General features: G+C 70.1%; 26 protein-coding genes. 15 read left to right on the forward strand and 11 right to left on the reverse strand.

Annotated elements, in window-relative coordinates:
* Positions 1 to 59 precede the first annotated feature (59 nt).
* Genes ABN273_RS30300 through ABN273_RS30315 form a run of 4 tightly spaced genes read right to left on the reverse strand, consistent with a single transcriptional unit; the run spans position 60 to position 3,183 of the window.
* Positions 60 to 1,091, reverse strand: coding sequence for an ABC transporter ATP-binding protein (locus ABN273_RS30300; protein ID WP_349452459.1), 1,032 nt, complete (start codon positions 1,089 to 1,091; stop codon positions 60 to 62).
* The gene (locus tag ABN273_RS30305; protein ID WP_502911152.1) at positions 1,088 to 1,951 is read right to left on the reverse strand and encodes an ABC transporter permease; all 864 of its coding nucleotides are present in this window, start codon (positions 1,949 to 1,951) and stop codon (positions 1,088 to 1,090) included. Before ABN273_RS30305 ends, ABN273_RS30300 begins: the two co-directional genes overlap by 4 nt.
* 6 nt (positions 1,952 to 1,957) lie before the next feature.
* Entirely contained in the window at positions 1,958 to 2,761 is an 804-nt protein-coding gene (gene modA / locus ABN273_RS30310) for a molybdate ABC transporter substrate-binding protein (RefSeq protein WP_349452460.1), read from the reverse strand.
* Between the two features lie 8 nt (positions 2,762 to 2,769).
* Positions 2,770 to 3,183: a TOBE domain-containing protein gene (locus ABN273_RS30315; protein WP_349452461.1), complete on the reverse strand. Its 414-nt coding sequence runs from the start codon at positions 3,181 to 3,183 to the stop codon at positions 2,770 to 2,772.
* Positions 3,184 to 3,400: 217 nt separating this feature from the next.
* On the opposite strand from ABN273_RS30315, the gene ABN273_RS30320 reads away from it, so the two are divergent.
* A complete protein-coding gene (locus ABN273_RS30320) occupies positions 3,401 to 4,057 on the forward strand; it encodes a maleylpyruvate isomerase N-terminal domain-containing protein (protein WP_349452462.1) in 657 nt (218 codons plus the stop codon).
* 45 nt (positions 4,058 to 4,102) lie between these two features.
* Here the strand turns inward: ABN273_RS30320 and ABN273_RS30325 are convergent, their stop codons facing one another.
* Positions 4,103 to 4,543: a MarR family winged helix-turn-helix transcriptional regulator gene (locus ABN273_RS30325; protein ID WP_349452463.1), complete on the reverse strand. Its 441-nt coding sequence runs from the start codon at positions 4,541 to 4,543 to the stop codon at positions 4,103 to 4,105.
* 89 nt (positions 4,544 to 4,632) lie between these two features.
* Between ABN273_RS30325 and ABN273_RS30330 the strand changes: the two genes are divergently transcribed.
* Complete coding sequence (locus tag ABN273_RS30330) at positions 4,633 to 5,175, forward strand: GNAT family N-acetyltransferase (protein ID WP_349452464.1); 543 nt, start codon at positions 4,633 to 4,635, stop codon at positions 5,173 to 5,175.
* A gap of 44 nt (positions 5,176 to 5,219) precedes the next feature.
* Here ABN273_RS30330 and ABN273_RS30335 read toward each other — a convergent pair whose 3' ends face one another.
* Positions 5,220 to 6,239, reverse strand: coding sequence for a hypothetical protein (locus tag ABN273_RS30335; RefSeq protein WP_349452465.1), 1,020 nt, complete (start codon positions 6,237 to 6,239; stop codon positions 5,220 to 5,222).
* 102 nt (positions 6,240 to 6,341) lie between these two features.
* The gene (locus tag ABN273_RS30340; RefSeq protein WP_349452466.1) at positions 6,342 to 6,641 is read right to left on the reverse strand and encodes a hypothetical protein; all 300 of its coding nucleotides are present in this window, start codon (positions 6,639 to 6,641) and stop codon (positions 6,342 to 6,344) included.
* Between the two features lie 157 nt (positions 6,642 to 6,798).
* On the opposite strand from ABN273_RS30340, the gene ABN273_RS30345 reads away from it, so the two are divergent.
* From ABN273_RS30345 to ABN273_RS30370, 6 genes are all read left to right on the forward strand, one after another.
* The gene (locus ABN273_RS30345) at positions 6,799 to 7,995 is read left to right on the forward strand and encodes an FAD-dependent monooxygenase (protein ID WP_349452467.1); all 1,197 of its coding nucleotides are present in this window, start codon (positions 6,799 to 6,801) and stop codon (positions 7,993 to 7,995) included.
* Positions 7,996 to 8,053: 58 nt separating this feature from the next.
* Positions 8,054 to 9,298 (forward strand): PucR family transcriptional regulator, encoded by a 1,245-nt coding sequence (locus tag ABN273_RS30350; RefSeq protein ID WP_349452555.1) that lies wholly within the window; start codon positions 8,054 to 8,056, stop codon positions 9,296 to 9,298.
* A 145-nt stretch (positions 9,299 to 9,443) separates the two neighbouring features.
* A complete protein-coding gene (locus ABN273_RS30355) occupies positions 9,444 to 10,280 on the forward strand; it encodes a fumarylacetoacetate hydrolase family protein (RefSeq protein WP_349452468.1) in 837 nt (278 codons plus the stop codon).
* Between the two features lie 2 nt (positions 10,281 to 10,282).
* Positions 10,283 to 11,191, forward strand: a complete 909-nt coding sequence (locus ABN273_RS30360; RefSeq protein WP_349452469.1) for a VOC family protein — start codon at positions 10,283 to 10,285, stop codon at positions 11,189 to 11,191.
* Entirely contained in the window at positions 11,188 to 12,957 is a 1,770-nt protein-coding gene (locus ABN273_RS30365) for an AMP-binding protein (RefSeq protein WP_349452470.1), read from the forward strand. The genes ABN273_RS30360 and ABN273_RS30365 overlap by 4 nt, the downstream gene beginning before the upstream one ends.
* A complete protein-coding gene (locus ABN273_RS30370) occupies positions 12,954 to 13,292 on the forward strand; it encodes a pyridoxamine 5'-phosphate oxidase family protein (RefSeq protein ID WP_349452471.1) in 339 nt (112 codons plus the stop codon). The genes ABN273_RS30365 and ABN273_RS30370 overlap by 4 nt, the downstream gene beginning before the upstream one ends.
* Here the strand turns inward: ABN273_RS30370 and ABN273_RS30375 are convergent.
* The gene (locus tag ABN273_RS30375; RefSeq protein WP_349452472.1) at positions 13,285 to 14,352 is read right to left on the reverse strand and encodes an alkene reductase; all 1,068 of its coding nucleotides are present in this window, start codon (positions 14,350 to 14,352) and stop codon (positions 13,285 to 13,287) included. The two genes, ABN273_RS30370 and ABN273_RS30375, sit on opposite strands and share 8 nt — an antisense overlap.
* A 252-nt stretch (positions 14,353 to 14,604) precedes the next feature.
* Here ABN273_RS30375 and ABN273_RS30380 point away from each other — a divergent pair, with 252 nt between their 5' ends.
* The 6 genes from ABN273_RS30380 to ABN273_RS30405 all read left to right on the forward strand — a co-directional run bounded on the left by ABN273_RS30380 (position 14,605) and on the right by ABN273_RS30405 (position 21,421).
* Complete coding sequence (locus ABN273_RS30380) at positions 14,605 to 15,117, forward strand: MarR family winged helix-turn-helix transcriptional regulator (protein ID WP_349452473.1); 513 nt, start codon at positions 14,605 to 14,607, stop codon at positions 15,115 to 15,117.
* Between the two features lie 274 nt (positions 15,118 to 15,391).
* A complete protein-coding gene (locus ABN273_RS30385) occupies positions 15,392 to 15,772 on the forward strand; it encodes a hypothetical protein (RefSeq protein WP_349452474.1) in 381 nt (126 codons plus the stop codon).
* 23 nt (positions 15,773 to 15,795) lie between these two features.
* On the forward strand, positions 15,796 to 16,209 hold the full coding sequence (locus tag ABN273_RS30390) for a MarR family winged helix-turn-helix transcriptional regulator (protein ID WP_349452475.1): 414 nt from the start codon (positions 15,796 to 15,798) through the stop codon (positions 16,207 to 16,209).
* A gap of 1,198 nt (positions 16,210 to 17,407) precedes the next feature.
* Positions 17,408 to 17,797 (forward strand): cupin, encoded by a 390-nt coding sequence (locus ABN273_RS30395; RefSeq protein ID WP_349452476.1) that lies wholly within the window; start codon positions 17,408 to 17,410, stop codon positions 17,795 to 17,797.
* An 85-nt stretch (positions 17,798 to 17,882) separates the two neighbouring features.
* A complete protein-coding gene (locus ABN273_RS30400) occupies positions 17,883 to 19,709 on the forward strand; it encodes an ABC transporter ATP-binding protein (RefSeq protein WP_349452477.1) in 1,827 nt (608 codons plus the stop codon).
* A gap of 5 nt (positions 19,710 to 19,714) precedes the next feature.
* Entirely contained in the window at positions 19,715 to 21,421 is a 1,707-nt protein-coding gene (locus ABN273_RS30405; protein WP_349452478.1) for an ABC transporter ATP-binding protein, read from the forward strand.
* A gap of 38 nt (positions 21,422 to 21,459) precedes the next feature.
* On the opposite strand, the gene helR is transcribed toward ABN273_RS30405, so the two are convergent.
* From helR to ABN273_RS30420, 3 genes are all read right to left on the reverse strand, one after another.
* Positions 21,460 to 23,610 carry an RNA polymerase recycling motor ATPase HelR gene (helR, locus tag ABN273_RS30410; protein ID WP_349452479.1) on the reverse strand — a complete coding sequence of 717 codons (2,151 nt, stop codon included), beginning with the start codon at positions 23,608 to 23,610 and terminating at the stop codon, positions 21,460 to 21,462.
* Between the two features lie 78 nt (positions 23,611 to 23,688).
* Complete coding sequence (locus ABN273_RS30415; protein WP_349452480.1) at positions 23,689 to 23,877, reverse strand: hypothetical protein; 189 nt, start codon at positions 23,875 to 23,877, stop codon at positions 23,689 to 23,691.
* A 326-nt stretch (positions 23,878 to 24,203) separates the two neighbouring features.
* Positions 24,204 to 25,481, reverse strand: coding sequence for a hypothetical protein (locus ABN273_RS30420; protein ID WP_349452481.1), 1,278 nt, complete (start codon positions 25,479 to 25,481; stop codon positions 24,204 to 24,206).
* 117 nt (positions 25,482 to 25,598) lie between these two features.
* Here ABN273_RS30420 and ABN273_RS30425 point away from each other — a divergent pair, with 117 nt between their 5' ends.
* A complete protein-coding gene (locus tag ABN273_RS30425) occupies positions 25,599 to 26,321 on the forward strand; it encodes a TetR/AcrR family transcriptional regulator (protein ID WP_349452482.1) in 723 nt (240 codons plus the stop codon).
* Positions 26,322 to 26,336: the final 15 nt, after the last annotated feature.

Raw genomic sequence — 26,336 nt, forward strand, 5'->3', positions numbered from 1 at the left:
ACAGGGCCCGCCGAGGCAGATGGCGTTGCAGTCGTGGTGGCCGTCCGGCGGGAGCCCGTTCATGCGGGGTAGGCGTGGGTCTCTGTGGCCTTGACCGAGGCCCAGATTTGCTGGCCGGGGGTCAGGTCGAGGTCGGCGAGGGCGGCGGGGGTGATGTCGGCGAAGGCGGTGATGGGGCCGTCGAGGTGGACGCGTACGTTGTCGCCGTGCCGTTCGATGCCCTCGATGCGGGCCTGCCAGAGATTGCGGGGGCTGCCGTCGGGGCGGGTTCGGTACAGCGCCACGGCGGCGGGCGGGAAGGCGACGAACGCGGGACCGTCGAGGTGGGCGGAGGTGTGCAGCAGCACCTCGCCGACCTTGACCTGGGTCCCGTCCGCCACGCCGCGATACAGGTTGAGCCCGACCAGGCGGGCCACGTAGTCGGTGCGCGGGTGGCGGGCGACCTCTGCCGGGGCGCCCTGCTGGACGATGGCGCCGTGCTCGATGACGATCAGCCGGTCGGCCAGCACCATGGCGTCCAGCGGGTCGTGGGTGACCAGCACGGTGGCGCCGTCGAAGTCGGACAGGTGGCGGCGCAGCTGGGAGCGGATCTCCAGCCGGGTGTGGGCGTCGAGGGCGGCCAGCGGCTCGTCCAGCAGCAGCAGCTCGGGCTGCACGGCCAGCGCGCGGGCGAGCGCGACCCGCTGGGCCTGGCCGCCGGACAACTGCCGCGGTTTGGCGGCGGCGCGGCCGGCCAGGCCGACCCGATCCAGCAGGCCGGCGGCGGTACGGCGGGCCTCGGCTTTGGGCACTCCCTGGCAGCGCGGCCCGAAGGCGACGTTGTCCAGCGCCGACAGATGCGGGAAGAGCAGGTAGTCCTGGAAGACCATGCCGATCGGGCGGCTTTCGGCGGGCAGCGTGTGCAGGGGCCTGCCGCCCAGGCTGATCTCCCCGCCGGACATGCGGGCGAGCCCGGCCAGCGCGCGCAGGGCGGTGGTCTTGCCGGCGCCGTTGGGGCCGAGCAGCGCGACCACCTCGCCGGGGGCGACCTGCAGGGCGATGTCGAGAGTGAAGGCGGTCCGGGTGACCACCAGCCGGGCGTCGAGGGTCATGGCGCGCTCACCCACCGGTCGCGCAGGCTGGCCAGAATGACCACTGAGACGGCCAGCAACACCAGACTGAGCACGATCGCCGCCTCCGGCTCGGTTTCCAGGGCCAGGTAGACCGCCAGGGGCATGGTGCGGGTGGTGCCGGGGAAGTTGCCCGCGAACGTGATCGTCGCGCCGAACTCGCCCAGCGCCCGCGCCCAGCACAACACCGCCCCGGCCACCACGCCCGGCATGACCATGGGCAGCGTCACGCGCCGGAACACCGTCCAGCGCGAGGCGCCGAGCGTGGCGGCGGCCTCCTCGAAGCGCTGGTCGGCGCCGCGCAGCGCACCCTCCACGCTGATCACCAGAAAGGGCATCGCGACGAACGCCTCGGCCAGGATCACGCCCGCCGTGGTGAACGGCAGCGTGATCCCGAAGGAGGCCTCCAGCCACTGCCCGACCAGGCCCCGCCGGCCCAGCACGAGCAGCAGCGCGACACCGCCGACCACCGGCGGCAGCACCAGCGGCACGGTGACCAGCGCCCGTACCAGGCGCTGGCCCGGGAACTCCGCCCGGGCCAGCAGCCAGGCCAGCGGCACGCCGAGCAGCAGGCACAGGGCGGTGGCGACGGTGGCGGTCACCAGCGACAGCCGCAGCGCCTCCAGCACGTGTGGCTCGGCCAGCCGTTGCGGCAGCGTGGCCCAGGGGGCCCGGATCAGCAACCCGGCCAGCGGCAACACCAGGAAAGTCAGCCCTGCCAGGGCGGGCACGACCAGCATCCACGGCGGCCGCCCGGAGACCTCGCGGCCCGCGGCCGCCCGCCCGGCGGGTCCGCCACGCGGGCCCGCTGAGCCGATCTGTTCCGACGCAGAAGAGCTCATGCGGGATCAGGGCGCCTCGAAGCCGGCCTTGGTCAGCACGTCCTTGCCCTGCTGCGACAGCACCAGGTCGACGAACTGCTGTGCCAGGTCACCGGCGGGAGCCTTGGCCACGGTGGCGATCGGGTAGTCATTGATCGCCTGATCTGCCTCGGGGAAGGCGATGCCCTGCACCTTGCCCGCCGAGGCGATCACGTCGGTCTTGTAGACCAGCGCCGCGTCCACCTCGCCCAGTTCCACCTTGGTCAGGGTGGCCTTGACGTCCTGCTCCAGCGTCACCGGCCTGACCTTCAGCCCCGCCGCGTTCAGCGCCTTGACCGCCGCCGCCCCGCACGGCACCTGCTCGGCGCAGAGCGCCACCTTCACCTTGGGATCGGCCAGGTCCTTCAGCTCGTCCACCTTGGCCGGGTTGCCGGCGGGCACGGCGATCTGCAGCTTGTTACGCGCGAACGTGGTCGGCGAACTCGCCGGCGACGCGTCGGTGACCGTCTTCATCGTGGCCGGGCTCGCCGCCGCGAACACGTCCGCCGGAGCCCCCTGGACGATCTGCTGGGCCAACGTGGCGCTGGAGCCGAAGTTGAACTTCACCGTCGTACCCGGATGCGCGGCCTCGAAGCTCTTGCCCAGCTCGGTGAAGGTCCCGGTCAGCGACGCCGCCGCGAACACCGTCACCTCCTTCGCACCCCCGCCGGCGGACCCCGAGGCGGAGGACGTGGACGCCGCCGGTTCGCCGGAGCCGCAACCGGACAGGCCCGCCAGCGCGAGCGCGACGGGCACGGCGATCGCCCATCGGGAAAGACGCCTGAACACCAAGAGGCTCCTCACGAATGACTGGCCACGCGCTCGTGACCGGGAATCTCCACGACGACGTTGGTGGACTTGATCACGGCGACCGCCACCACCCCCGCCTCCAGGCCCAGCTCGTCGGCGGCCTGGCGGCTCATCAGCGACACCACCCGGAACGGCCCCGCGGCGATCTCCACCTGCGCCATCACCGCATCGCGGATCACCTCGGTGACGATCCCGCGAAAGCGGTTACGCGCCGAGGAGCGGCCACCGTCGCCGGCGGTCTCGATCTGCGAACGGGCGAAAGCCGCGAGGTCGGCGCCATTGACCCGCCGGTGGCCCTGCTCATCGCGCTCGGCCCCCAACCGGCCGGCGTCCACCCACCGGCGGATGGTGTCGGAGCTGACTCCGAGCAGCGCCGCGGCCTCGCTGATCCGAAACGTCGTCACAAGTCCTCACCATACCTTCCGCATATTCCAGCCTGAATACCTGTCTCCCATCGCAGCAGCGGCGTGATCTACGGCTCTGCCATGGCATCTGCATCGCCCCTCTGCTGGCCGGCGTCCGCAAGCTGCGTCGTGCGCCTGCAGGGCGGCGGACACCGACGCGCTCCACCCCGTGCAAATGCGCTTGTCCGCCATTGCGGCACCGCACTACCTTGCCGATGTGGATCTCTTCTCGCGCTCTTGGACGGCGTTGCGCGCGGCGGTCGCCGAACTCCCGGACGAGGACTTCGCACAGCCGTCCGGCTGTACCGGCTGGCTCGTGCGGGACCTGGTGTGCCACCTGATCATTGACGCTCAGGACGTCCTGATCACCCTCGTGACCCCCGCAGAAGCCGAACCGACCCGCGACGCGGTGACCTACTGGGAGGTCGCAGAAACGCCGCCGACCGGCGACGACCCGCTCGACGCGCTGACCGTCCGGCTGGCCGCCGCGTACGAGGAGCCCTGGCTGCTCAAGTTCCACCTCGACGACGTCGGCTCCGCCGCCGGCCGGGCCGCCGAACTCGCCGACCCGGGCCTCCGGGTGGCCACCCGCGACGTGGTCCTCACCGCGGGCGACTACCTCTCCGCGTACGTCCTGGAGTGGACGCTGCACCACCTCGACCTGGTCGCGCACCTCCCGGACGTGGCGGAACCGCCGGCCGAGGGGCTCGCCCGGTCCCGCGAGATGCTGGAGAAGATCGCCGGGGCGGCGTTCCCTGCGTCGTTCTCCGACAAGGACGCGCTGCTGGTCGGCACGGGACGGCGTGCCGCGACCGACGCGGAGAAGGCCGCACTGGGCGAGCTGGCCGCGAAGCTCCCGCTCGTCCTCGGATGATCGTCTGACGGGACCTTCGTCGCGCGCAAGGCGACGACGGCGCAGTCAGGTTCCCAGGGTCTCGTCGCGCAAGCGATCGGCATGATGGGCCTGATTGTGCAGCGCACGGCGCAGGAAGGTCTCGATGAGTTCGAGCTCGGCGACGCTGAACTGGAGAAGCTCGGCCTGGGCGTCGGCGGCGATCGGTCCCCAAATCTCCTGAATGGCTCTTTGGCCCTGTTCGGTCAGGTGCACCAGGACACGACGCCGGTCAGCTGTGTCGCGGACCCGTCCGGCCAGGCCGGCCCGCTCCAACCGGTCGATGGCGGTGGTGGTGGCGCCTCCGGTGAGACCGGCCGCGGCCGCCAGCTCGCTCGCGGTGAGCGGGCCGCGGGCGGTCAACCTGCTCAAGCATCTCAGGTCGGTGCGGTTGATGCCGAGGCGTCGGGCCGCCAGCTCGTCGATGAGATCGGTGGCATCCTGCAGCTCCTGAACGGCCCTGCTCACGGCCTGAACCTTCAGTTGCTTTGACAATCTAATCCTTAGAAAGTTGAATCAATTAGGCAATGTGCAGCTTAGCTCTCCCGGAGGCCGCAATGCCACGTCCTTCCCTCGAACTGCGACCGGCGACAGCCGACGATGTCTCGGCCCTGCTGACCCTGATGGACTCCGTCCATGCCTGGCTCGTCGCCCGGGGCCGCCCGGAGCAGTGGGGAGCGGTGCCGTTCTCCCGCATCCCCGGCTTCCCCGACCGGATCGCCGACTGGACCCGCCAAGGCGTCATCACCCTGGCCGAACGCGACGGCCGGTGCGTCGGGATGCTGGCCGCGGCGCCCATGGTCCCACCGCGGGTCCCCGCCGGCGCGGTGCCCGAAGGATCCATGTTCATCCACACCGTGATGACCGACCGCGGCCCCGACGGCCAGGACGTCGGGGCGGCCCTGCTCGAAGAGGCCGAACGGCTCGCCCAAGCGCACGGCGCTCCCGCGCTGGCCCTGGACCACTGGGCCGACAGTCCCGAGCTGGGCCGCATCTACGACGAACACGGCTACGTCAAGATCACCGAGTACACCGACGACCAAGACGGCAAGCCCGTCCGCAACGCCGTACGCATCCGCTACCTGCCGGGCTCGTCGTGACTCTGGGGTGACGAAGCGGCTGCGAAGAACGGCGGTTCGGCCGGTCAGCGGAAGTCGGTGATGCGGAGCACCGCCATCATGTCCGTCGCCCGGGAGCCGGTCGAGAAGGAGGCTTCCGCGCCGACCCAGCCACGGAAGGCGCCCTTGTCGTCGATGATCTGCATGAGCGGTTTGACGTGGGAGTTCCCGGTGTAGCAGAACTCACCGCGCTCCATCGCCAGGCAGGTGCACCAGTGCCACAGCGTGTCGCGCCGGTCGGACTTGGAGATCGTCGTGAGGTAGTACTGGATGGAGCTGATGTTGGCGCGCGTTCCGCCGCCGTACTTGGGGCAGCCGCCCTCCTTCTGGCACGCGCTGCTCGAGGACGGCTGCAGGTAGGTCAGGCACGAGGTGGTGGCTGCGCAGGCGCGGAAGGCGGAGTGGCCGAACGGCTGGTTGCTGGAGGTGACGAGCTTGCCGCTCGCCCAGCTCGTCAGGTCCTGCCTGAGGGAGCCGGGAAACGCTTTCACCGAGCTCATTGCGCGCCGGGTGCCGAGTGCGGCGTTGCTGCCATAGCCGTACCCGTGAGTGGCCAGCGTGCTGTGCTTGAGGTCCAGGCGGGCCAGCTTCCCGTCGGAGGAGGGCCGCACAGACCACTGCTCCGTCCACGTCTGGGCGATCTTCCACCGGATGGTCAGCACGTTCCTTGACACGGTGTACGTCCCGGTGCGGCTCTCGTCGGGAGCGCCGGTGAAGCCCCCGGCGGTGAGCACCTCGCAGGTGCGGGGTCGCGATTGGGCGCCGCCGGCCTTGGTGGTGCAGCTCTGGTCGGGGACGGTGCCGGTGCGCTGTCTGGCCTTGGGGTGACGCTGCCACCACAGGTAGAGGGCGGCGGTCACCGTGCCGTTCGCAGCGAAGCGGTAGCTGCCCAAACGTACCCAGTTCTGTCTGGAGGCGGCCTTGAGGTGACCCTGCGAGACGACATAGGTGGCCTTGCCGCCTGGCAGCGGCGTAGCCGCGGCCGGTAGGGAAGGGACGACGATGATGGCGAGAACGAAGGAGAGGACTGCCGCTGCAACGCGCATAGAGGCTCCGAAACTTACGGGCTTTGCCGATGGTCCACGGGCCACGGTATTGGATCTATACCAGGCCCGTCACCGAAAGCGGCGCCTTGCGGGGGTCGATCGTCAGTCCCGCGGCGGCCACACCGTGGGGGAGGGATGCTGCCAGTGGCCCTTCTCGGCGCGATGGAGCGTGCCGACGACGATGCCGGCCAGGTCGCGCGGCAGGCCGTTGGGCATGGCGCTACGGGCCAGGCCGACGATGGCCAGGACGCCGCCGGGGCGCAGCAGGTCACGCATGCGGGCCAGCCCGGCGGCGGCTATTCGCGGGCCTGGCCGATGCTGGGCGCCACAGGGGACTGCGCCCAGGATCTGGGGGTGGTAATGGATGTTGTGGTTCCACCGCTTGCCGTCCTTCACTGTCATGTGATCATCCTGCCGCGTCAATCGAAGCCCGGCATGCGGTATCGGCGCTGCCGGAAGCGGCGATGTGAGGGTGACTTTTCTCGGCAGGTCGTGCCAAAGTGGTGCGGTCGTTTGACAATTGGGGGTCTGCCTGAGGGGGCAGGTCTGGGGGAGAGCTGTGAGCTTACGGGTGGCGATTGTCGGCGGGGGGCTCGGCGGGCTGGCGGCGGCGCTTCACTTGCGCCGGATCGGCGTGGACGCCGTCGTGTACGAGCAGGCGCCGGCGCTGCGGGAAGTCGGGGCCGGCGTGATGATCGCGCCGAACATGGTCCGGTTGATCACGCGGCTCGGCCTGGGGGACGCCCTCGCCCGGTGCGCGGTCTGGCTGGAGGAGGCGTGGGAGTACCGTCGCTGGGCGGACGGGGAGATCCTCTCCGTGCAGCCGATGGGGGAGGCCTGCGAGCGGATGTACGGCGCCAACGTGCACACCGCGCACCGTGCGGACCTGCTCGCGATGTTCCAGAGCGCGCTGCCCGCGGAGGCCGTCCACCTCGATCACCGCTTCGTGGCGCTCGAGCAGGACGACGCGGAGGTCCAGCTGACCTTCGCGCATCGGACGGGCGGCGAGACGAAGGTGCGCGCCGACGCCGTGATCGGAGCCGACGGCATCCATTCGGCCGTCAGACCGCTGATCGTGACCGAGGTGGAGCCGCACTTCTGCCGCCTGAGCGCCTTCCGCGCGCTGATCCCCGTCGAGAAGGCACCCGACTACGCACGGCGGCGGATTCAGACGATCTGGGTCGGCCCCGGGCGGCACGTCGTGCACTATCCCGTGTCGGGCGGACGGCTGGTGAACGTCGTCGCCATCGTGCCCGCCGGTGAGTGGCTTCTCGAGTCGTGGACGGCGGACGGCGATCTGTCCGAGTTCGCCGTCGAGTTCGAGACCTGGGACGAGAAAGTGCGGCAGCTGGTCGCCGCCGCTCCCAGCACAAAGCGATGGGCCCTCTACGATCGCAGCCCGCTCGAGCGCTGGACGAGCGGCCGCGTCACCCTGCTCGGCGACGCCGCGCACGCGATGCTGCCGTTCTTCGCCCAGGGGGCCGGGCAGGCGATCGAGGACGCCGCCGTCCTGGCCCGCTGCCTGCGCGAGGCCGACCGCGATTCGGTGCCGAAGGCACTGCTGTCGTACGAGGCGACCCGCCGGCCGCGTGCCAGCCGGGTGCAGCTGATGAGCCGGGGCCGGGCCGACTACAACCACCTGCCGGACGGGCCCGCGCAACGCGAGCGCGACGCCGGGCTGCGCGACGGGGACTTCCTCCGGCACAGCGCCTGGCTCTACTCCCACGACGTGGACACTGAGCCCCTGCTGCACTGAGGGCAGGTCCCCCGCCTGGTTGAGGGTCTGCCGTGCTAGGACTTGCCAGGTGAGTGACATGTCGTGCCGGTGGCTGCTGGGCCTGCGGGCGAGAGGTGCCGGGCGCCGGCCTGCGGCGTCCCCCGCCACCCTGGCCTTCGCCCGCGAGACCCTCGGGGAGGGCCCGGCGGCGTGGGCGGTGGAGACGGCTGTGTGGATGACTCAGGAGGTCATCCGGCAGGTGCCCGCCTACGGTGGTGGGCGGGCGCCGTTCGAGACGTTGCGGCGTTCGGTGGAGGCCAGCGTGCTCACCGCGCTGACCGGGCTGTTCCTGGGCGTCCGGCCGTCGCCGGAGCTGGTCCCGGTGGAGGCGGTGGAGGGCAACGCGGAGCTGGTACGCCGTGGGGTGCCGCTGGAGCTGGTGCTGCGCGGGGTGCGGATCGGGCACGCGTGCCTGCACCAGCGACTGATGGAGGCCATCGACGCCGAACCCGGACCGGTGCGGCTGGCGGAGAGCCACCGGGTCAGTGAGCTGCTGTTCTCGTACGCCGATGCGCACGCCAGCCGGATGGCCGAGGAGTACATCGCCGAGCGGGACCGTTGGCAGGCCAGCACGGAGGCGGCGCGGCGCCGGATCGTGGACGACATCCTGGCCGGGCGGCGCATCGATCGGGAGACGGCGGGCCGGACCCTGGGCTACGAGGTGGCCCGGCACCATCTCGCGTTCGTGGTCGCCGCCGACGAGCTCGACACCACGGCAGAGGTGCTGCGGCGCTTCGCCGCGGAGGTGGGCCGGGCGGTGGGCGGGCAGGGGGTGCTGACCGTGCAGGCAGGGCCGTCGGATGTGTGGGCCTGGACCGCCTGGCCGTCGCCGGCCGGGCGCGGCGCGCTGGAGATCCGGGTGCCGGAGGGGTTGCGGCTGGCGGTGGGGCCGGTCGCGTACGGAGTGGCGGGGTTCCGGCGCAGCCATCTGGGGGCGCGGGAGGCACAGGACTTCCTCGGCGAGGAGGTGCGGCTGTGCCGGTACGCCGACATCCGGGTACGGTCGCTGCTGGCCGCGGGAGGAGAGCGGGCCCGCTGGTTCGCCGAGGAGACATTGGGCGCTCTGCTGGGTGGAGACCGGCGCACGGCGGAGCTGCGCGAGACGCTGCGCGTCTATTTGGCCTCGGGGCGCAGCCCGCAGCGTGCGGCCGACCTGCTGCACGTCTCCCGCAACACCGTGTCCTACCGGATCAAGCAGGCCCAGGAGCTGCTCGGGCACGCCCTGCCGGACGACCTGCTGGAGCTGCGCCTGGCCTTGGAGATCGCCAGAGCCCTGCCTTGAGCCCAATCTTCTCCGCCCCGCGCCCAAATCGCCGCCGCGTTTTTGGGCTGCGGGCACAAGCGACCGGAGGCGGTGCCTTCGTTGAATCGGCGTGACGAGCCGATGGCCGGCCGCGAAGGGCGGCCGGCCTGACGAAGGGAAGCTCATGCGGGTTGCCAACCTCGCCGGCCGGGCGGTGCTGATCGCCGGCGGCGGCGCGATCGATATCGAGCAGGCCGGCGGCGGACGCTTTCCCGCCGATCCGCAGGCGCTGTTCGAGCGATGGGACGAGCTGCGGTCCTGGAGCACCGACGCCGAGCCCGTGTCGTTCGCGGAGGCGGAGCTGGAGGCCCCGGCGCCGGCGCCGCGTCAGGTGTTCGCGATCGGCGTGAACTACCGCGACCACGCCGAGGAGTCACAGATCGAGCCGGGGGCCAGGCCACCGGTGTTCACCAAGTTCGTCTCCTGCCTGACCGGCCAGGACGCGGTCGTCACGCTGCCGGCGGGTGGGCTGACCGACTGGGAGGTGGAACTGGTCGCGGTCATCGGCCGGCACGCCCACCGGGTGGCCGCGGCCGATGCCTGGCAGTACGTGGCCGGGCTGATGGTGGGACAGGACTTGTCGGAGCGGCTCACCCAGCTCGCGCCGCCGCAGCCGCAGCAGTTCTCCCTCGGCAAGTCCTTCCCCGGCTTCGGCCCGATGGCGCCGTGGCTGGTCACTCCGGACGAGTTCGCCGACCCCGACGATCTGGAGATCGCCTGTCACCTGGACGGCGAGCGCATGCAGCACGCGCGTACCAGCCAGATGATCTTCTCGGTGCCCGAGCTGATCGAGAACCTGTCGTCGGTGACCCCGCTGCTCCCAGGAGATGTCATCTTCACCGGCACCCCGGGCGGGATCGGCGGCACCCGTACCCCGGCCCGCTTCCTGGCCCCGGGCGAGCACCTGCACAGCACGATCGAGGGCATCGGCACGCTCCGCACCACCTTCGCAGGAGCCTGACCATGGCACTTCACCGCCTGACCCGGATCACCGTCGGCGTGCCGAACGTCGCCGAGACCGCCACCTACTACGCCGACTTCGGGCTGAGGCCGACCGGTGAGAACACCTTCGCCACGGCCGACGGCGGAGAGCAGCTCCGCCTGGTGCACGCGCCCACCCGGCGGCTGGTCGAGCTGGGCGTCGGCGTGGACGACGCCGATGACGTCGGCCGCACCGCGTCGAGCCTGGCCCGCCTGGACCTGGCGCTGGACGCCGAGGGCAGGGTGACCGACCCCGGCACGAAGGTACGCGTCCAGGTGTCGATCGCCGAGCGGATCACCCGGGCGACCGAGCCCGCCCCGGTCTACAACGGGCCGGGCCGCGCCGACCGGGTGGACGCCCGGGCCCCAGGCGTGCTGCGTGAGCAGCCGGTACGGCCGCGCAAGCTCGGCCATGTCGTGCTCGGCTCCACCGACCAGGAGTCCAGCCGGCGCTTCTTCACCGAGGGCATCGGGTTCAAGGTCAGCGACGAGGTGCCGGGCATCGCCGCGTTCCTGCGCTGTTCGACCGACCACCACAACGTGCTGGTCCAGCCCGCGCCGGTGCCGTACCTGCACCACACCTCCTGGGAGGTCGAGGACGTCGACGAGATCGGCCGCGGTGCCCACCGGATGCTGGCGGGCCACCCCGAAAGGCACGTGTGGGGCCTGGGCCGGCACCACATCGGCTCGAACTTCTTCTGGTACCTCAAGGACCCCGCGGGCAACTTCTCAGAGTACTACTCCGACCTGGACTGCGTCGTCGACGACGCGATCTGGAAGCCGGAGGTCTTCGAGGACATGCGCATCCTCTACAGCTGGGGACCGCCGGTGCCGCCGTCGTTCATCGAGCCGGATGACCTGGTCGCGCTGATGACGGGAGCGCACACATGACCCATCACACCGAGGGCGACCGCCCCCTGGTCCTGGTCCCGGAAGACCTGCCGCTGGTGGAGGCGGTGCCGCTGGCCGAGCGCGGCCTGCCCGCCTCCACCTACGAGCTGCTGCGCCGTACCGCCACCACGGCCCAGGACGCGCCCGCCCTGCACCTGCTGGGGGAGGGCGAGGCGGTCACCTGGAGCTACGCCGAGCTGCTGGCCCGCGTGCACCAGGCCGCCAACCTGTACACCAGCCTCGGCCTGCCGCCCGGCGGGACCGTGGGGCTGCTGCTGCCCAACACCGGCCACACCTACGCGGCCCTGCTCGGCGCCCAGGCCGTCGGCATCGCCAACCCGGTCAACCCGATGCTGGCCGACCAGCACATCGTCGACATCTTCACCCTCACCAAGGCCGAGATCCTGGTCGTGTCCGCTTCCGTCGGCGAGAAGGCGGTGCGTATCGCCCAGAGCCTGACGGACCTGCGCGCGCTGCTGGTCGTCGGTGGCGATTTCGAACAACTGACTGCCGAGCAGCCCGGCGACCGGCTGATCACGACGCACCGGCCCGGGCCGGAGGATCTGGCCGCCTACTTCCACACCGGCGGCACCACGGGCACCCCCAAGATCGCTCCTCATACGCATGCCATGGAGGTCTACATGGCGTGGGCGCTCGGTTGTTCGGGCGCGTATGTGGGGGGTGGGGTGGCGCTGGCCGGGTTGCCGCTGTTCCACGTCAACGCCCTGCACGTGACCGGGCTGGCGCCGTTCATGCACGGTGCGAGCGTGGTCAGTCTCGGCCCGCTCGGCTATCGCGACAAGACGCTCATGGCCGACTTCTGGCGCATCATTGCACGTTTCCGGGTCACCGCGTTCTCGGCTGTGCCGACCGTCTACGCGAACCTGCCTCCCGTGCCCGACGGCGTGGACATCTCCAGCCTGCGCGCGGGCGCGGTCGGCGCCGCACCGCTGCCCGGCCGGGTCCGCGCCGACTTCGAGCAGGCGGTCAAGGTGCCGATGCTGGAGGGGTACGGCCTGACCGAGGCCACCTGCGCCAGTGCCGCCACCCCCGCCTTCGCGCCCAGGGCCGGCTCGGTCGGGCTGCGCCTGCCGTACCAGCAGATCAAGGCCGTCACGGTGGACGCCGCCGAGCGGCCGGCCGGCGACTGCCCGCCCGGCCAGACGGGGGTGCTGGCCATCAGCGGCCCGGCCGTCTTCCCCGGCTACCTCGGCCCGGACGGCCCCGACCCGAGCGGCAAGATCTTCGACGGGTGGCTGCTGACCGGCGACCTGGGGCACGTGGACGCCGACGGCTACGTCTACCTGACCGGGCGGGCGAAGGAGCTCATCATCCGCGGGGGCCACAACATCGACCCGCGCCCTGTCGAGGAGTCGCTGCTGGCGCACCCGGACGTGAGCGGTGCGGCCGTGGTAGGCCGCCCCGATGCGCACTCCGGCGAGGTCCCCGTCGCGTACGTGACCGTCACGGCCCCGGTCAGCGAGACGGACCTGCTGGCCTGGGCCCATACCCGCGCTCCCGAACCGGCCGCCGCCCCCAAGTCCGTGCACGTCGTTCAGGCGCTGCCCACCACGGCGGTCGGCAAGCTGTTCAAGCCCGAACTGGTCGCCGACGCCGTCCGCCGCGTCATCGCCGAGCTCAGCCCCGGCAGCCCGGCCAACGTCGTGCTGGAGGACGGGCGGCCCGTCGCCCTGATCGGCCCCGACCCCGACCTGGCCGCGGCGCTCGATCGCTACCCCATCCGCTACCGCGTGGTGACCTCATGATCGACCGAATAGTCCGCGACTTCCTCGACGGGCAGACCGCCGGGGTGCTGGCCACCACCCGGCCCGACGGGACGGCGCGCCAGTCGGTGGTCTACTTCGCCCTCGACGGCGACCGCCTGCTCATCTCCACCGAACCCCGCCGGGCCAAGGCCAAGGACGTGGAACGCACCGGCCGCGCCTCGCTGTGCGTCATCGGGCCGACGGCGCCGTACCCGTCGGTCACGCTGGAGGGCGCCGCCCGCATCCGCGCCACCGGCATCGGCGCCGACACCGCGCCCGGCCGGGGTGACCGGCCGGGCGCCATGCTGATCGGGCCTGGGGCCGGGATCAGCTGAGGGCGGGATAGTCGGTGTAGCCGCGGTGGTCCCCGCCGAAGAAGGCGGCGGGGTCAGGAGCGTTGTACGGGCCGCCGGCCGCGAGGCGGGCGGGCAGGTCGGGGTTGGCCAGGAACATCGCGCCGAAGGCGATCATGTCGGCGGTGCCGTCCTCGACCAGTTCCAGTGCGTCCGGCCCGGTGGGGGCGGGGTGGGTGAACGGGTTGAGGATGAAGGCGCCGGGCCAGTCCTTGCGCAGGCGGCGGGTCAGGTCGCGGTCGGAGCCTTCCACAACGTGCAGGTAAGCCAGGCCGAGTGGGGTCAGCCGCGTCACCAGGGCGCCGTAGGTCTCTTCCAGGTCGTTCTCGGCGATGTCGTTGTACGGGTTGCCGGGAGAGATGCGCAGTCCCACCTTCTGGCCGCCGATGGCCTTGGCCACCTCGGTGGCCACCTCGACGGCGAAGCGGATCCGGCCGTCGACGGAGCCGCCCCAGGCGTCGGTGCGGCGGTTGCTGTTGGGGGCGAGGAACTGCTGGATCAGGTAGCCGTTGGCGCCGTGGAGTTCCACTCCGTCGAAGCCGGCGGCCACGGCGTTGCGCGCGGCGGTGGCGAAGTCGTCGATGGTCTGGACGATTTCTGCCTCGGTGAGCTCCCTGGGGGTGACGAAGTCCTGGGGGCCCTGGTGCGTGTAGATCTGTCCCTTGGCGGCCACGGCGGAGGGGGCGACCGGGTGCAGGCCGTCCGGCAGCAGGCTGGGGTGGCCGATCCGGCCGGTGTGCATGAGCTGGGCGAAGATCACACCGCCTTCGCGGTGTACGGCGTCGGTCACCGTCCGCCAGGCGGCGACCTGCTCGGCGGAGTGCAGTCCTGGGGTGTCGGGGTATCCCTGGCCGATCAAGGATGGCTGGGTGCCCTCGGTGACGATCAGACCGGCACCGGCCCGCTGCGCGTAGTAGGTCGCCATCAACTCGGTCGGGCTGGCACCGGGGGCGTACGCGCGGCTACGGGTCATCGGAGCCATCGCGATGCGGTTGGCCAGGCGCTTGCAGCCCAGTTCGAAAGAGTCGAATGCCGTTGGCATGATCACATTCCTTGTTCTCGGGAGAAGATCGCCGTTCCGGCGATCACAGGTCACGACGGCGCCTCAGCGGCCATCATTGCCTGTCCGAACAAGTAAATCTTGAGGCCCATTCCAGCTCCTGCGTGACATGCGCCACCATCTCCCGGATCTCCAGAAAGGTCGCGGAGTTTCGTCGCGCGCGCACGGCGCTCGAGGTGTGGCGGTAAACTTATACCTGTTCGAGCATCTATTAGACGACTGTGAGGTGACTGCGTGAGCAGGCCGAAGGACGCCGGCGAAGACACGTGCTCCGGCGATGGTGCGGACGTGGCGTGTGCGCCGCTGCCCGCCTCGGTCCAGGCAGGGCGGATGAACCACGCGATCGTCCGCGTGGCACGCCTGCACCGCATGCTCGCCGCCCAGCTCCTGCGCCGCGTCGGCCTCCACCTCGGTCAGGAACTGGTCATGATGCAGCTGTGGGACCACGGCCCCCAGCGCCAGGCCGACCTGGTGCGCATGCTCGGCTCCGACGCCGCCACCATGACCCGCACCATCCAGCGCCTCGAGCACGCCGGGTTCGTCCGCCGCAAGCCCAGCCCCACCGACAAACGCGCCACCATCATCGAACCCACCCCCGCCAGCCAGGCCGTCCGTCAGCAGATCGAAGACATCTGGGCCGAACTCGAAACCGCCGCCGCCGCCGGTCTCACCCCCGACCAGCAGGCCGAGGCCCTCAAAGTCCTCCAGCTGATCGAAGAGAGCCTCGCCCGCGCCGCCTCCTGCTGAGAACGTCAACTCCCGCGCCCGTCCGGGACGCCTGGCCCCGCAGGGGTTCACGGCCCCGTTCACGCTGCGGGACTTGACGCGGAAAACGTGACGCTCAGCCATCCAGGGCATCGCGCGCCGATACCGTTACGGCCCTCTCGAGCGGCTCTGGCGCTGGGCCTGGGCCACCTGGGCGCACCGCGCCGCTGTGCGGCGGTGCGGATGGTGCGGTGCTCGGAAGCTGTCTTTGATCCCCGGCTTCCAGATATGTATGCGTTCCGCATAGACTTCCGGTATGGAGTCGGCACTGGAAGCAGCCATCAACGAGTGGCACGCGAGCGTGAACGAGGGCGACCTGGAGCGTTCAGCAGGGGCGGTCGGCGATCCGATCGTCGTCCTGGGCCCGAAGGGCGCCGGACCGATCACGCCTGAGCAGTTCGCGGGCTGGGTGGAACGCTCTGGGATCACGTTGCACCCGCGATCGTGGCATCCGATCAGTGAGCGCCTCATGGTCGTGGAGGAGGACGCCACCTGGCCCGAGAGCAAGGCGTCAACTCGAGTGGCGACGGTGTTCCGGGTAGCCGACGGGAAAGTAACGGCTGCTCTCCGGCTACCGGATCTGAAGCAAGCGCTGGAGCTGGCCTACATCTGCCGCGAGATGGCGGCCACCGAGTGAGCACCCCGCGGCCTGGACAGGTCTTGTTCGCGTTTGTCCGGTACTGGTCACGGAGGCTACCGGCCGGCGACCACAAGCTGGCCGAACAAGGCCGGCTCGTGCTCGTCACCGAGGCCGTCCATGCGCTGACCCAACGAGGAATCGTGGCCACGGTCAATGCCGTGGCCCACGAAATCGGCATTGACCAGAGCGGTGCATCACGACTGGTCAAGAGCGCAACAGAGGCCGGATACTTGACCATGCAGGCATCGGATACGGATGGCCGTCAGCGCCACGCGACACTCACTTCATCCGGCCATACTGTGTTGGATCAAGCTCATGACTGGCAGGAGCAGGTCTTCGACCGGCTGACTGAGGGCTGGAACGAGCAACAACGCCGTAACTTCCAGCAGGCGATGACGGAGTTGATCGACCGGTCCTACGCGTTGGACGCATGACTCGGGATCTATCGCTCGGGTAACCATGCCGGGGCCAAGGTCAACTTCACTTGGCTGGTCTGGTGGGGCGGCAGCGGTTTTCGCGTCGTGAATGCGTTGATAGGTCTCCAACGTCTTCACCGGGATGGACAGGTCGTCGGCGAACAGCTGCAGCGATTCCAAGACGCCGAACAGCGCCTCGCCCTGGTTCGGGTGCGCGCCATCGTGTGGCTGCATCGACTCGATCTCCAGCGCCAGGTCCCCGAGCTCGAACTGGGAACGGGTCTGAAGCCCTCCCCTCGCACGAGACGTACGGGACAACGGCGGGCACCTTCTCAGCGGTAGAGGTCGGCGATGGCCGCCAGCACGCGTTCGCGGGCGGTGGCAGCCGGCGTGACGCCGGTGAGCACGTAGGCGGCGAGTCCTTCGGCCAGCGCCACGCGCGGCTCGGCGAGGTTGAGCTCGGCGCCGACCCGCTGCCGGACGGACGGGAGCCCGGCCGGCCTCGCCCGGTGGCGTGCCGGCGGTAGGCGAACTCGCCGCCGCCATCGGCCTCGCCCGCGAGAATGCCGCGCAGAGCGTGGCGGCCGCCGCAAGGAGCGCGGCGTTCGGGCTGATCCGGGCTCGGACCCGCCCCCCGTCACCGCACTCGACTACTCCCCACGTCGTAGTCCGGCCAGGCGTTGGTCCCGATGTGGTAGCGGCAGATGACTCCGCTTGTAGGACGCCCCTGAACAGCAGCTGGACGACGATTGCGGTCATGAGAACCGCAGAGGCCGTACAGCCACGGGGCGGCGCACCCTCGCCGCGGTGGCCGTCGTGCAGTTCATGGTGTCGCTGGGCCTGTCGGTCGTGAACGTCGGACTCCCACAGATCGCTGCCGACCTCGGCTTCAGCGCAGTGGGCCTGACCTGGGTGATCCACGCCTACGCGCGCACCTTCGGCGGGCTGCTCCTGCTGGGCGGCAAGGCCGCCGTACAGGGCATCGGGGCCGCCGCATTGGCCGCGCTGGCGCTGCGGACCGCCACACCCGAGGCCCTCACCGACGGATACGCACTCGGCCTGACCTTGGGCGCCGCCGCCCTCATCGCCCTCACCGTCCTGCGCCGGACCAGCCTGCCGGTACGGGCTGAGCAGACCGATGACCGCGATGCGCTGCTCGCCCGGAATGACCGGCAAGCCACCAGACGAAAGATCACCGTAGGAAGGATGTCCCGGCATGAGTGTCACCCCGATCGATCTCTTCGCGTCCTCATTCCAGCTTCACCAAGGCGGCAGGGTTCACGCCGAGAAGAGAGCAACGGACTGCGACCAGGACGGCTGGCAGGTGACGGCCTTCCATGCGAAGACCGACGCCGACGTCCACGGCGACCACTGGGAAGTCCACCCCGAGGCCGAGGAGGTCGTGTCCTGCCTCATCGGGAAGATCCGCCTGTACCTCCGTCCGGAGCGGCCGGGACAACAGGAGGAAGAGATCAGGCTGACGGCCGGAACCGCCGCCATCGTCCCGCGCGGGCGATGGCACCGCATCAAGCTGGACATCCCCAGCAACATCATGGCCGTCACCCTGCCCCGTGGCAGCCGGCTGGAGAAGCGGGCCGAAGCCTAGGCCGGACCCCTCGAACCCGGTACTCAACCACCATCGGCCCGGCCACGTGCCTGGTCGCAACAAGATTGACGAACTCGGGAGAGCGATGAACGCCACCGACCTCGCCAAGGCGGGGGAGCAGTCCACACCACCACCGCAGGCCGATTTCGCGGCGGGACAGAGCCTGGCGGGGCTGTTGCGCCCGTACGGATGGAGTTTCGGCGCCGTTGTCATCCTGCAGGTCATCGGCGCTGTCGCGGGTCTGGCGCCGCTGCTGGCGGTCGTCGAGCTGGGCCGTACGCTGCTGTCTCCCGGCCCGATCGAGCACGGTCATGTCTGGACCATCGTGATCGCGGGTGCGACCGGCTTGTTCGTGCGGCTGCTGTTCACTGCCGCGTCGTCCGGACTCGGGCACATTCTCGACGGCCAGGTGCAACTGTCGTTCCGCCGGCAACTGGCCGCGCGGCTGGGGCGCGTACCGATCGGGTGGTTCTCCCGGCGCCGGAGCGGCGAGCTGGCGAAGGTGGTGGGGGAGGACGTGAGCGCCGTGCACCCGTTCATCGCCCACACCCCCGGCGAGCTGGTCTCCGCATTCGTCGTGCCGCTGGTGTCGCTGATCTACTTGTTCACTGTCGACTGGCGGCTCACGCTGATCACGCTGATCCCGGTGGCGCTGGCAGTGGCGCTGGTCCCCCTGATGATGACCCCGGCCAGGCTGCGTGAGCAGGAGGACTTCGATGCGGCCATGGGACGGATCGCGAGCTCCGTCGTCGAGTTCGTGCAGGGTATCTCGGTGGTCAAGGCGTTCGGTGGATCCGAGCGCGTCCACCGTAAATTCCGCACGGCCACGGACGATTTCGTCAGCAGCTTTCTCCGGATGGTGCGCGGTCTGTCCGGGATCGCCGCGGGGATGCAGCTGGCGCTGTCGCCGCCGTTCGTGCTGCTGGTCGTGCTGATCGGCGGCGCGGCGCTGATCACGACCGGTGGCATGGCCCCGGCCGACCTGCTGCCCTTCCTGCTGCTCGGACTGGGACTGACCGCTCCGGTGGCGGCACTCGGGCACGGCTTCGACGACATGCAGGCCGCCCGGCGCGCGGTCGGCCGGATCCGGGACGTGCTCGCCGTGCAGTCGCTACCGGAGCCTGCGCATCCGGTCGCGCCACAGGGCCACCGGGTGGAACTGCGTGACGTTCGATTCGGTTATGAAGCCGATCACGAGGTGCTGCGCGGGATCGACCTGGTGCTCGAGCCGGGGACGGTCACTGCGGTCGTCGGGCCGTCGGGCAGCGGGAAGTCCACGCTGGTCCAGCTGCTGCCGCGGTTCTTCGACCCGACCCACGGTTCGGTCGCGCTCGGCGGTGTCGATCTGCGCGAGCTCGGCGGCCGGGAGCTCTACCGGCTGGTCTCCTTCGTCTTCCAGGACGTTCGCCTCCTGCGCGCGCCGGTCGCGGACAATATCGCGCTGGCGGTACCGGAGGCCGACCTCGACGACGTGATCCGCGCCGCCCGGCTGGCCAATATTCATGATCGGATTCTTGAGCTGCCGCGCGGATACGACACGGTGATCAACGAAGAGGCCGGACTGTCGGGCGGCGAGGCACAACGGATCTCGATCGCGCGCGCCCTGCTCGCCGACGCGCCCGTGCTCGTGCTCGACGAGGCGACCGCCTTCGCCGATCCCCAGACCGAACAGGCGGTGCGCCGAGCCCTGGCGACGCTGGAGGGTGATCGGACGACCCTGGTCATCGCCCACCGCCTGGAGACGATCGCCGACGCCGACACCGTCGTGATGCTGGAGAACGGGTCGATCGTCGAGCGCGGCAAGCCCGCCGAGCTGCTGGCGCAGAACGGAAAGTTCGCCGCGTTCTGGCAATCCCAACGATCGGCGATCGCCCCCCACGTTGGCGTACTGCAAGGAGACTGGCCCCGATGATTCGAATGCTGCTGCGCGTGCTGGGCAACGAGTACGCCCAGCCGGTGCGCCGCACCGTGGCCCTGATGACGACGACCGCGATAGTCGAGGGTCTGTCGTACGCACTGCTGGTTCCGGTGCTGCGGGAACTGCTCGGGAGCGCCCCCGGAGATGCGCGGCCCTGGCTGATCGCGTTCGGGGCCGCGGTCGCGGTCTACGCGGTGCTGCGCTATGTCAGCGACCTGTCCGGGTTCCGCGCCGGGACCACGCTGTTGCACGGTATGTATCGCCGTCTCGGCGATCATCTGGCCCGATTGCCGATCGGCTGGTACAGCGCGAGCCGCGTCGGGGAGGTGTCCGTCCTGGCCAGCCGCGGCGTCCTGCAGGCGATGAGCGTGATCGCGCATCTGCTGGCACCGTTCATCTCCGCCTGCGTGACTCCCCTGACGATCGTTGTCGTGATGCTTGCCTTCAACTGGCACATGGGGCTGGCCGCGTTGGTGGCCGTACCGGTCGTGGCGGCGATCCAGATCTGGGCGGGACGTTCGATGGCCGCCGCCGATGCGGAGCGCGTCGAACGCGACCATGAGGCCACCGGGCGAGTCATCGAATATCTCCAGGCCCAGCCGGTGCTGCGCGCCGGCGGCCGGACCGTCGAACGCTTCCGGTTGCTCGACGACTCGCTGCAGGAGCTCCAGCGCGCCTCCCGCCGTTTGACGCTGTCGGCGCTGCCTGGCGTAGTGGGCTTGACGCTCACGGTGCAGGCGATGTTCACCGTGCTGTTGGCCCTGGGCACCTACCTCGCGCTCGGCGGGAACGTCGGTGCGGCGGAGATTCTGACGATCCTGGTGCTGGCCGCCCGCTGCGCAGATCCGCTGCTGTCGCTGTCGGATATCGGTGGCCAGCTACGCGTCGCACGTTCCGAGCTGGCGAGACTCGACACGGTGTTGCGCACTGAGCCGCTGCCGGAACCTCGCGAACCGGTCCAGCCCGAACGCCATGACCTGGAGTTCGACTCCGTCGCCTTTCGGCATGGCGACCGTACGGTGATCGACGACGTGTCGTTGTCCGTGCCGGAGGGACAGCGGCTTGCCGTCGTCGGACCGTCGGGTGCGGGTAAGAGCACACTGCTGCAGTTGCTCGCGCGGTTCTACGACGTGGACGCGGGCGCGGTGCGCGTGGGGGGTGTGGACGTGCGCGCGATCGACACTGAAGTGCTGATGGCGCAGCTCGCCATCGTCTTCCAGGACGTCTATCTCTTCGACGGCACGATCGAGGAGAACGTGCGTCTCGGCCGTCCCGACGCCGGCGACGCCGAGGTGCGGGCGGCGGCGACGGCGGCGCGGTTGGACGAAGTGGTCGAGCGGCTGCCCGGCGGATGGGCGACGAATGTCGGCGAGGGCGGCGCACTGCTGTCGGGCGGTGAGCGCCAGCGAGTCTCGATCGCGCGAGCGCTGCTGAAGAACGCGCCCGTCGTGCTGCTGGACGAGGTGACCTCCGCACTGGACCCGGTGAACGAGGCGGCCGTCCACGAAGGCATTGAGCGCCTGATGGCGGGCCGGACGGTGGTGATGGTGGCGCACCGGCTGCGGACCGTCCAACGCGCCGACCGCATCGTCTTTCTGGACGAGGGCCGGATCGTGGAGGAGGGCAGCCACGACGAGCTGCTGCGCCGCGGCGGCCGCTACGCCGACTTCTGGAATACGTCCCTGACGCCGGCAGCGGGTGCCTGAGTCCGGGATGGGTGTTGCGCGTCCAGGCCCGGCCGGCGTCAGGAGCTCGTGAGGATGACGAGTTGCTGGGTCGCCCGGGTCATGGCGACATAGCGGTCGACCGCTCCTTCGATGCCCTTGCCGAACTCCTCCGGGTCGATGAGGACGACCAGGTCGAACTCGAGCCCCTTCGACAGCTCCGGGGTCAGCGACCGGACGCGGGACGTCTCCTGGAACGTGGGATCGCCGATGACGCAGGCGATCCCCTCGGCATGCGCGGCGAGCCAGGTGTCGAGGATCGAGCTCAGATCCGAAGCAGATCCGGGTACGACGGGGACGCCGCTGCTGCGGATGGAGCTCGGCACGTTGGCGTCCGGGAGCACGGCCCGGATGACCGGCTCGGCTTCCGCCATGACCTCTTCCGGCGTCCGGTAGTTGATGCTCAGAGAGGCCAGGTTGATCTGGTCGAGCCCGATCCGCTCGAGCCGTTCCTGCCACGACTCGGTGAACCCGTGCCTGGCCTGGGCACGGTCCCCGACGATGGTGAAGCTCCGGGACGGGCAGCGCAGCAGCAACATCTGCCATTCCGCATCGGTGAGTTCCTGAGCCTCGTCCACGACGATGTGCGCGAACGGGCCGGCGAGCCGGTCCGGGTCGGTGCCGGGTAGTGCGGTCTCGTCGATCAGGCTGTTCCGCAGGTCCTGTCCGCGCAGCATCGTCACCAGACCTTCACCGTCGTCATCGGCCTCGATCAGGTTGTCGACGACCTGCGCCATGCGCTCGCGTTGGGCGGCGACGGCGGCGTCATGCCGGCGCTTGCGTCGTGACACCTCCGGGTCGCCGAGCCGCTGCCGGGCCGCGTCCAGGAGCGGCAGGTCGGACGCCGTCCAGGCCTGGGCGTCCGCGCGCTGCAGCCGCCGGACCTCGTCGGGGCTCAGCCAGGGAGCGCACATCCGCAGGTAGGCGGGTACCGACCACAGGTCTCCGACGAGGTCGGCCGCTTCCAGCAGCGGCCACGCGCGGTTGAAGGTCGTGAGCAGCTCCCTGTTCTGCAGCAGCGACTTGCGGACCAGGTCAGCAGAGATGTCCTCGTCGTCGTGCTTGTCCACCAGGATCGTGAGCAGCTCCTCCCAGATCTGGTCGCGCGCCTCGTTGTGCGGAGTACCGGGCTCTGCTGCTTCGAACGCCTCGGCCCAATCGTCGGCGCCCAGCCAGATGTCGGACCAGTGGGTCGTGACCGTCATCCCCTTGGTGGGCGGGTTCTCGTAGAACCTGACGGCCGGCTCGATCGCCTTGACCATGTTCGCGGACGACTTCAGGCGGGCCACGTCCGGGTCGGTCTCGATCGCCGCCGCGGCTCCCTCGGCGACGAGGTCCCGCAGGGTGCAGGTCTGCACGCCCTCCTCGCCGAGGCTGGGCAGGACGTCGGCGACGTAGGCCAGGTAGGGCTGGTGCGGACCGACGAACAGCACGCCGCCCCTGCGGTGACCGAGGCGAGGGTCGGAGTAGAGGAGGTATGCGGAGCGGTGCAGGGCGACGACGGTCTTCCCCGTGCCAGGACCGCCGTCCACGACGAGAGCGCCACGCGATCCCGCGCGGATGATGGCGTCCTGGTCGGCCTGGATGGTGCCGAGCACGTCCCGCATCCGGCCCGACCGGTTGCCGCCCAGGCTGGCGATGAAGGCGGACTGGTCGTCGAGCGCGGCGTGCCCTTCGAACCCATCCGAGGTGAACACCTCGTCCCAGTAGTCGCTGATCCGGCCACGGGTCCAGCGATACCTGCGGCGGCTCGCCAGGCCCATCGGGTTGGCGTGGGTGGCTCCGAAGAACGGTTCAGCCGCGGGGGAGCGCCAGTCGAGCAGCAGCCGACGACCCGCGCTGTCCGTGAGGCCGAGTCGTCCGATGTACACGGGCTCGGGGTTGTCCGCGCTGACCATGTGTCCGAGGCACAGGTCCAGACCGAAGCGACGCAGTGCGCGCAGGCGAGCGGTCAGCCGGTGGATCTCCATGTCCCGGTCCATCGCCTGCCTGCCTTTGCCGCCGGGCGACTTGCGCTCGGCATCGAGGCGGTCGGACAGCTCGGCGATCGACTGCTCGAGACTCTCCGCGATGGCCGCGAAGTGCTGCTCATCGCCGGCGATCAGCGCCGGGTCGGCCTTGGGGGAGAGGCGGACGGGAAGGTCGAACGCACTGGTAGTCAGGGGGTTCAAGTCATTAGCTCCGATGTGAGATTGTTTGCGCCGTTGCGCGCAGCAAGGTGTCTGTACCGGCTCGACGATCCCGGGTGGTTACACGGGTGCCGTTTCCCGGCTGATCGCGTCGATCAGCAGCCTCGCGGCCACCGCCGCCCCGTCCGTGCGGATCGTGCCGGCCACGGCTGCTGCCCGTGCCCGGGTCTCGGGGGCCAGCGCCGTCCTGAGCGCGGCTGACAGGGACTCGGTGGTCGGGGCCGGGTCCGCCGCCGACGGCGGCGCCACCGCACCGCGAGTCCCGCCAACGGTTCGACGTCCCCGCGCGACCCATACGTCGACGACAACACACGCACTGCGCGTCCCCCATATCCGCAGATTCTGGCCTCGGCCGACGATTCTGCGGCACGACCCGGGTCTTGCCGCAAGCCCCCCGGTGCGCTATACGTTGAGAGTGGAAAGGAGCGGGTAATCCCCCTTTCCCGTCGTCGTCCCCCCTCTCAACGCCGCGCGTGGTGGATCGTGCGGGCCTGATGTGCCACGGGCAGGAAGACCGCGACGATCAGTACCGGCCGAGGCCCGCATATCCGGATGTCCGCCTCCTGAAGTGACGGTCAGCGCGAGGTGCCGGCGGCGCGTACGGGCTGCTGGTAGTTGCCCAGGAGGGTGAAGTGCTCCTTCGACTCCGCCGGGACCGGGCCGATCTCCACGGGGTCGGAGGGTGAGACCAGGCTGGCGCGGTAGAGCTGGTCCGTGTCGGTGTTCTCCTGATCGGCCACGATGATCAGGGAGCGGCGGTCCCGGGAGAGGGCCACCGAGCTGATCATTGTCTCGGTCACGGGGGCGATCTCGGCTTTCACCTTCACCTCGGTGGACTGCACGTACTCGATGTCGTTCCGGGCGGTCTTGGGGTCGATCTGCACGGTGTAGAAGTTGTTGCCCGCTCCCGCGCAGAGCAGGTCGGTGGCGTTGACCCAGGCGACGGGGCTGCAGTCTTGCAGGCGGCCGTGGTCGCGGACGGCGACCTTCATGCCGAACGGCAGCTGGAGCGGGGCGTTCTCGTACCGGTCGACCGTGTTCGCGAGGATGTCGAGCTCGGCACCCTGGACCAGGGTCATTCCCTTGGCCACGCCACTGGGGTCGGCCGCGAACCTCCCGGAGGGGTGCACGGTGCCCTCGCACATGACGGCGACCGACCGTACGACCTGGTAGAAGGTGTCTTCGTTCCGGTTGCTGAAACAGGCCAGGCTGAGCCGGCGCGGGGTCAGCCGGCCGTTCGGGTCCGCCGAGAAGAACTGCTGGGAGTCGCGCAGGAACCAGAACGACCCGTCGGGCGCGAATCCGGGGTACTTGTCGGAGAACGTCTCCTTGACGTACCCCTTCTTGTTTGACTTGTCGGTGAGGTCCGTGAACGTCCCTGTGCCGAGGTCCAGCCAGCCGACATGCGTCGGGTCACCGCTGGCAGGAAAGTCCACCTGGACGGCGACTCGGCGGCCGTCCGGCGAGACCGGGCTGATGCCGGGATCTCCCTTCTCGCCGCACAGGCTGCGCACGAACGCCTCCTGTCCGCCGGCTTTCGTGGCGATCTCGGTCAAGAGGGGCGCGAGCGTGGTGCTGGAGAAGGTCGCGGTACGGGTGCGGAAGGCGTCGTCGTAGGCCGTGGCCTGCCACTGCCCGTCCTGCCTCGAACAGGCGACCGGCCCCGGGGCGGAAAGTAAGGCGGGCAGGCTTTTGGCCGCCTCGGCCAGCGCCGACTTCCTGGCGTCCGCAGTGACGGTGACGCTCGGGCTCGGCTGCGACGGGGCGGCAGGGCCGGCCTGTGCCGCGCAGCCGGTGGTCGCCAGGAGGATCGCGACCGTCGTCGCCGGCCAGCCGCCTCTGCGGTTACCCATCCAAGGTCTCCTTCGCATCGCTTCAATGATGATCAATAAAAGAGTGAATACTATTAACCATGTGTCGCCCATTCACCGCAAGTGGCAGCGGCGGGCGAGACCAGACAAGATGGGCGGGTGACAGCGTTGACGCGACGGGAACGACTGCGGGCCGAGCTCGAACGCGACGCCAAGTCCGTCGCCCGGAGGATCGCCGCCGAGGAGGGCGTCGAGGGTCTCACCCTCGCAGCCGTGGCCCGCGAGGTCGGGGTGACGCCCCCGGCTCTCTACCGCTACTTCACCGGCAGGGCAGGCCTCGTCCGCGCCGTCTACGACGACGTCACCGCGGAGTTCATGGACATCGTCACCCAGGCCGTGCAGCGCCAGGACCCCGACGACATCAGCGCCCAGCTGCACGCCGCCACGCGGGCCGTGCTCGACTGGTCGCTGGCCAACAAGGTCGAGTTCGACCTGCTCATGGGAGCTGGCTTCCCCAAGGTCGCCGCGTCGGACGACGACATCCCGATGGTCATCGCGCGCGAGCTGGGCGGCCTGTTCGGGCGGCGGTTCGCGCAACTGTGGCGCGAAGGACGGCTGACCTTCCCCGCGGACGAGGACATCGACCCCGCCCTGGTGCCGCAGCTGCGTACCTACCGCGAGACCGTCGGCCTGGAGTTCCCGATCGGCGTGGTGTTCCTCATGATCATCTGCTGGCGGCAGATCTACGGGTTGCTCTGCATGGCCGTCTACGGACACCACCAATTCGCGTTCGACAACCCGCTGCCGTTGTTCGAGCACATGATGGACGACCTGCTCGGCTTCCTCGGGCTCACGCGGAGCCCCAACCTGCGCGTGCCCTGACTGACCCCCGGCGAC

The sequence above is a fragment of the Nonomuraea sp. B19D2 genome, from assembly GCF_040137845.1.
In the GTDB taxonomy this organism is placed as follows: domain Bacteria; phylum Actinomycetota; class Actinomycetes; order Streptosporangiales; family Streptosporangiaceae; genus Nonomuraea.